The sequence below is a fragment of the Achromobacter denitrificans NBRC 15125 genome (assembly GCF_001571365.1).
In the GTDB taxonomy this organism is placed as follows: Bacteria; Pseudomonadota; Gammaproteobacteria; order Burkholderiales; family Burkholderiaceae_B; genus Achromobacter; species Achromobacter denitrificans.
Map to the genome: position 1 here is coordinate 37506 of NZ_BCTQ01000044.1, position 6791 is coordinate 44296.

5 protein-coding genes are annotated in these 6791 nt (G+C 67.7%); all 5 read left to right on the top strand.

Annotation, left to right across the window (positions count from 1 at the left end; genetic code table 11):
* Nucleotides 1-80: 80 nt before the first annotated feature.
* The 5 genes from siaA to ADE01S_RS26635 are packed head-to-tail and all read left to right on the top strand — an operon-like array spanning nt 81 to nt 6456.
* Nucleotides 81-2069, top strand: a complete 1989-nt coding sequence (gene siaA / locus ADE01S_RS26615; protein WP_198317980.1) for a biofilm regulation protein phosphatase SiaA — start codon at nt 81-83, stop codon at nt 2067-2069.
* A gap of 22 nt (nt 2070-2091) precedes the next feature.
* The gene (siaB, locus tag ADE01S_RS26620; RefSeq protein ID WP_062684780.1) at nt 2092-2631 is read left to right on the top strand and encodes a biofilm regulation protein kinase SiaB; all 540 of its coding nucleotides are present in this window, start codon (nt 2092-2094) and stop codon (nt 2629-2631) included.
* A gap of 37 nt (nt 2632-2668) precedes the next feature.
* Nucleotides 2669-3046 carry a biofilm regulation phosphoprotein SiaC gene (gene siaC / locus ADE01S_RS26625; protein ID WP_062684781.1) on the top strand — a complete coding sequence of 126 codons (378 nt, stop codon included), beginning with the start codon at nt 2669-2671 and terminating at the stop codon, nt 3044-3046.
* Entirely contained in the window at nt 3043-3840 is a 798-nt protein-coding gene (gene siaD / locus ADE01S_RS26630) for a biofilm regulation diguanylate cyclase SiaD (RefSeq protein ID WP_062684782.1), read from the top strand. The genes siaC and siaD overlap by 4 nt, the downstream gene beginning before the upstream one ends.
* A gap of 39 nt (nt 3841-3879) precedes the next feature.
* Nucleotides 3880-6456 (top strand): sensor domain-containing protein, encoded by a 2577-nt coding sequence (locus ADE01S_RS26635; RefSeq protein WP_232482049.1) that lies wholly within the window; start codon nt 3880-3882, stop codon nt 6454-6456.
* Nucleotides 6457-6791: the final 335 nt, after the last annotated feature.

A 6791-nucleotide genomic window follows, 5' to 3' on the forward strand; every position in this document is an offset into this window, starting at 1 on the left:
GGGTTTTACGGCCGCCGCCCGCGCACGCGCCCCCTTTTTACGCACGTCACGTCTTATTAAGGTTGTCAGGAAGACTTCGCATGGCGAAATGGGGTTTGCGCAGAAAATCGTTGATGGCGCTGTTGTTGGCGTGCGTGGTCGCCCTGGCGCCGGCGGCCTTGATCGGATGGCAGGTGCTGGACGGTGTCCGGGAACACTTCGGGCGGGCCTTTGCCGACAATTTCACGCAGTTGAACCGCCAGCGCGTCCTCGCGCCGGTGTCGCGCGAACTGGCCCTGTCCCTGCGGCTCGCCGATAGCGAGGTCACGCGCCGCTGGCTGCGCCATGAGGGCGATCCGGCCGCGCGCGAACTGTTCTTCCGCGAGGCCGACGGCTACCGCCGGGACCTGCTCGGCCGGGCCTACTTCATCGCCAGCGCCGCGTCCGGCAATTATTACTTCAACGACGACCAGCCCCTGTCGGAGTCGCCCCGCTACACCCTGAGCCGGACCGCCGCCGACGACGGCTGGTTCTACCTCACGCTGAAGTCCGCGGCCAAGTACAACATCAACGTCAATCCGGACCTGAAGCTCAAGACCACCAAGGTCTGGATAAACGTCCAGGTGCGCGATGGCGACCGGGTGCTGGGCCTGACCGGCTCGGCCCTGGACGTGGGGGGCTTCCTGCGCGACTTCGTCAACAGCGGCCAGCCGGGAGTCACGCCCATCATCGTCGATGCGGACGGCGCCATCCAGGCGCACATGGACGCCTCGCTGATCGCCTACAACTCGGGCGCGGCCGGCGCCGGCGAAGGCCGCGGCAAGGTATTCGACCTGCTGGAGGGCGGGGAAGGGCGGGCCGAACTGGCCGCCGCGATGAAGGCGGCCCAGGCCGATCCCCAGTCGGTGCAGTCGGCCTGGGTGACCATGGACGGGATCCGCCAGCTGGTGTCGGTGGCCTACATGCCCGAACTGCACTGGCACGTGCTTACCGTGGTGGACCTGGGCGCCGCCCGCGTGCTGGATACGGATTGGATCTGGCCGGCGGCGATCGGCCTGGTGGTGCTGTTCGCGGCCATGCTCCTGTGCTTCGGATACGCCATCGAGCGGCTGATGCTGCGTCCGCTGCACCGCCTGCAGCAGTCGGCGCGGGCCATCGCCGACGGCAGCTACGACGTGCGCCTGCCGCCGGGCGGCCAGGACGAGATCGGCGACCTCAGCCGCGCTTTCGGGGTGATGGCCGACAAGGTGCGCCAGCACACCGCCGAACTGGAGACCAAGGTGCGCGAACGAACCTCCGAGCTGGAGGACGCCAACCGCGCCATGGCCGCCGCCCACAAGAAGATCGGCGATTCCATCGACTACGCCAGCCTGATCCAGCGCGCCATCCTGCCGGACCGCCAGCTGACCCAGTCGCTGGGGGCGCACCATTTCGTGCTGTGGAAGCCGCGCGACGTGGTGGGGGGCGACTTCTACGTGTTTCGCTCCGACGGCGCCAATTGCCTGCTGGGCATCATGGACTGCGCCGGCCATGGCGTGCCGGGCGCCTTGATGACCATGCTGGCCCGCGCGGCCATCGACCTGGCGATCACGGAAGTGGGGCCGGCCGATCCGGCGGCCATCCTGGGCCGCACCGACAGCGCGATCCGCGCCATGCTTGCGGACGCGCAATTGCCGCGGGCGCTGGCTACCAATACGGATGCGGGGCTGGTATATATTGACCGCCAATCGGGCCGGCTGCTGTACGCCGGCGCCAAGATCAGCCTGTACGCAAGCAACGGCGAGATCCTGCGCGAAGTGCCCGGAGGCAAGCGCGCGCTGGGCGACAAGCGCGCCGCCGCCTATGAAAACGTCGAATTGAAACTGGAGGCTGGCTGGACGTACTACCTGGCCACGGATGGATTCCTGGACCAGGCCGGCGGCGAGCATGGTTTCGGTTTCGGCAACACGCGTTTCGCCGGAATGCTCAAGAGGCACGCGCGCCAGCCGTTAACCGAACAGGCGGCTGCCTTTACCCAGGCCCTGGCCGAATATCAGGGCGGGCGGCCACAGCGTGACGACATCACCTTGCTGTCGTTCCGTTTCGAATAAACGTTATCAGGGCGTAACCCTCATGAATGCCTCCGATCTCTACGCATTGGGCGAACGATTCAACCAGAATCGCACCTTGCTGTGCTTCAACGGACCGATTTCCCGCAGCCTGATCGAGGAAATCGGCAATGCGCTCAAGAATTACCTGAACGCCGAGCATGCCCGGCCCGCGGAGGCCATGGACGTGTTCTCGGTCTATATCGAGATGATCCAGAACATCCGCCAGTACGCCGCGCTGAACGGCGACGTCGACGCGTCGGCCACGGTGGTGATCGGCCGCCGCGACGATAGCCGCTACGTGGTGTCGGCCGGCAACCTGGTCAAGGCCGAGGACGGCCGGAGCCTGGTGGCGCGCATCCAGGAGCTGGCGGCGCTGGACAAGCCGGCGCTGAAGGCCGAATACAAGCAGCAACTGCACAAGCCGCGCGCCCAGGGCGTCGCCTCGGGCGCGGGCCTGGGGCTGATCGACATCGCCCGCCGCGCCGGCGCTCCGCTGGAAGCCGGCCTGACCCCCGCCGCCGGCGCGGGCCAGGCCTTCTTCAGCCTGAGCGTCGTGATTTGAAGGCGAGCGCACCCAAGCAATATCTTCGGAGCAATTGATGAAAGACTTGAACATTCCCGGGACCCAGTCCACGCCCGCCATCGACGCCGACGCCGCCGCCGGCGTGCTGGCGATGCGCGGCGACTCCTATCCCGAGAATTCCTTCGAACTGTTCGGCCCGGTCATCGAGTGGGTCGAGGCCTACCTGCTGAGCGGCGCGGCCCCCCTCAGGCTGGAACTGGAACTGCTCTACCTGAACACCAGCAGCATCAAGTCCGTCATGGACATCTTCGATGTGCTGGAGGCGGCGCACGGCAAGGGCCGCGACGTCAGCGTGACCTGGTACTACGACATGCGCAACGAACGCGTGGGAGAGCTGGCCGAGGAATTCAAGGAAGACTGCACCTTTCCCTTTTCGGTCGTCGGCCGCCAATGAAACCGGACGCCGCCCAGCTGGACAAACGCATCGCCGCGCTGCTGGCGGACCCGGCCTATGAAGGCCATCCGCTGCGCGAGGCGCTGGACGCGCTGTGGCGGCATACGGCGGAACAGATGGCGCGCATCGAACGCGTGACCCAGCTGTCGGACGCCTACCAGAGCATGGCGCACGAGCGCGAGCTGGGCCTGTGCGACCGGTTCGACCGCCAGCTGCGCCGGCTTACCCGGATCGCGCGGATCTCGGACCACTACCAGAGCATGATGCGCGACCTGAACGTCGCGCTGCTGGAAACCTCCAACCGCGATGCGCTGACCGGGCTGCTGAACCGCCGCGCCCTGATGGAAATGATCAAGCAGGAGGTCCTGCGCGCGTCCCGGGGCGGCGAGAGCTTCGTCGTGGCGATGCTGGACGTGGACCATTTCAAGTCGGTCAACGACCGCTACGGCCACGAAATGGGCGACCGCGCGCTGGTCGAACTGGCCGGGGTGCTGGGCAAGAACCTGCGCGAGTACGACCTGTGCGGCCGTTGGGGCGGCGAGGAATTCCTGGTGCTGCTGCCCAATACCCAGTCCGAGTCGGCCCAGCGCGTCATGGACCGGCTGGTGGGCGCGGTGCGCGCGCTGACGATCGCGGCGGGCGACGGCGTATTGAGGCTCACGGTCAGCATCGGCATGGCGTATCACCAGTTGGGAGAGACCTTTTCGGAAACGCTCAGCCGCGCCGACCAGGCGCTGTACCTTGCCAAGCAAGACGGCCGCGACCGCGTCGCGCTGGGCTTTCCCAAGCGCTGAATGAAACCGGATCAGCTGTTATCCGGCATGGAGCCCCATATGCTTGATTCTCATCCAGGCGCTTTCCCCGCGGGGCCGCAAGGCGCTGCTTGGAGCACGGGCAATTACCTGACGTCGATGGATCGGGCGCTGCTGCTGTTCGATTTCGACCTCGCCGGCTCCTTGTTGAAGGCCAATGAAAACTTCCTGGCCGCGGTGGGATATTCCCGCGACGAGGCCCCGGCCCTGCGCCACGACATGCTGTGCGACAGCCTGGACGAAGGCAAGGGCATCGTGGGCGGCGAGCAGGTCTGGAGCCGGCTGCTGGGCGGCCGGCATTTCTCGGGCACTTGCCGCTACCGCCGCAAGGACGGCGGTTTCCTGTGGATCGAGGCCACCTACCTGCCAGTGCTCGACGCGGCCGGCGAGGTCGCCCGCATTTCGGTCGTGTCCCGGCGTTCCATCGCCGACGCCGAGCGCCAGGAAGAGATCCGCCTGCTGCTGCTGGGTATCAACGAAACCGGCAACGCGGTTGCCGTGTCGGGCCGCGACGGCCGCATCCTGTACGTGAACGACGGCTTCAAGCGCATGCTGGGTTTCTCCCGCGGCGACGCGGTGCACCAGGAGCTGGGCGAATTGCTGTCGGGCGGCAGGCAGGACGGCGGCACGCGCGAAGAGCTCGCGCGCCGCATCGCCTGCCGCGAGGGCTATCACAAGGACGTGCTGGTCTACGACCGGGCGGGGCGGCCGCTGTGGGTGTCGGTGATGGCCAACTCCGTGTTCGACGACCGCGGCGCGCTGGTCAACATCGTGGACGTGCTTACCGACATCACGCCGACCAAGGTGCACGAAGTGCTGCAGCGGCGCGTGCTCCAGGCGATGGTGAACGAGGCCTCGGTGGTCGAGGTCATGAACATGGTGTGCCGCGAAGTGGAGCGGCTGGCGCCCGAAGTGGCCGCCAGCGTGCTGCGCGTGGACGACGCGGGGCTGCTGCGCCCGCTGGCCGCGCCCAGCCTGCCCGCGGCCTACGCCGACGCGCTCGACGGCGCGTCCATCGGCCCGCAGGCGGGCGCCTGCGGCACCTCCGCCTTCCTGGGCCGGCCGGTCATCGTGCCGGACATCGCCACCGACCCCCTATGGGACGGCTATCGCGACATGCCGCTGCCGGAGGACATCAAGGCCTGCTGGTCCTCGCCGATCAAATCCAGCGACGGCCGGGTGATCGGAACCTTCGCCTTCTATTTCCGCGAGCGCCGCCTGCCCGACGATTTCCACCACCGGCTGGTGGACGTCTGCGTGTACCTCTGCGCCCTGGCGCTGGAGCGGGAAGAGGCCCGCGCCCGCATTCGCCAGCTGGCGTTCTACGACGAGCTGACGGGCCTGCCCAACCGCAACCTGCTGCTGGCGCAGGCCGAACAGGCCATCGCGCGCGCCGAGCCGGAACGCAAGCGCGTGGCGGTGCTGTTCCTGGACCTGGACCGTTTCAAACAGGTCAACGACACGCTGGGCCATCCCATCGGCGATGCGCTGCTGCGCGACGTGGCCCAGCGCCTGCGCCGGCTGGCGCGGGCGACCGACATCGTGGGCCGCTTGTCGGGCGACGAATTCGTGATGCTGATGCCGGACTTCGAGCATGGCCGCCTGACCGCCGCGGCCGAGCACGTGCTGGTGGCGCTGGCCCAGCCCTTCTCGGTGGGCGGCATTACGCTGAACCCCTCGGTCAGCATCGGCATCAGCGTGTTCCCCGAGAACGGGCGCGACATGGACACGCTGCTGCGCCACGCCGACATGGCGATGTACCAGGCCAAGACGGCCGGACGCAACCGCATCTCCTTCTTCAGCGCCGAGATGAACCGGCAAGCCCAGGAACGGCTGGCGCTGGAAGCCGCGCTGCGCGACGCGCTGGAGGAAAAGGCCCTGCGCCTGCATTACCAGCCGCAGGTCGGGCTGAAGAACGGCACGCTGTACGGGGTCGAGGCGCTGGCGCGCTGGCGCCATCCCACGCTGGGCGATATTTCCCCCGCGCGCTTCGTGCCCCTGGCCGAAGAATGCGGGCTGATCGGCGACCTGGGCGACTGGGCCCTGCGCGAAGCGTGTTCCCAGCTGGCGGTCTGGCGCGGCAAGGGGCTGCGGGTGCCGTCGGTGTCGGTGAACCTGTCGGCCACCAATTTCCACAACCTGAACCTGCCGCGGCTGATCGAGGCCATCCTGGCCGAGTTCGGCCTGGCGCCGGCGGACCTGATGCTGGAAATCACCGAAGGCGTGGTGCTCGACGCCACCGCCGGGACGCTGCGCACCATCGCCGAGCTGCACCGGCTGGGGGTGCGCCTGTCGATGGACGACTTCGGAACGGGTTATTCCAGCCTGGGGCACTTGCGACGCCTGATCGTGGACGAACTGAAGCTGGACCGCAGCTTCGTCCAGGGCCTGGAAAGCGACGACGCGGCCCGGGCGCTGACCAGCGCCGTCATCCGCATCGGCGAGAGCCTGAGCCTGCCGGTGGTGGCCGAGGGCGTGGAAAACGAAGAGCAGCGCCGGTTCCTGATCGAACAGGGGTGCGCGGCGGGGCAGGGGTTCCTGTTTTCTCCGCCGTTGCCGGCGGATGACCTCGAAGAGTGGTTGCGGGGGAGGCCTTAGGGGCTTGCGCTTTGGGGCTGTTGTTTGAGTTCTTTCGAGGTCTGAGTTCTTTCGAGGTTTGAGTTCTTGAGACGCCCGCCGCGTCGGGGGCCTGGGGTGCGCGGGGCCACGATTGCGGTCCGGAGCCTTCGCTCCGGACTGCCCCATCGTCATCCTCGTTGTCGCCTGCGGCGACTGCCTTCGGATTCCCTCGGGCTTATCGACGCCCCGCGCACCCCAGGCCCCCGACGCGACGGGCTCTGGCGGTTGAAACCTGGCGGTCGCTGGGGAGGGTTGGGTGCTTGGGGTTCTCGCCCCGGGTGGTGGGGTGGTGGAGGATCTTGCGGGGCCCGCCT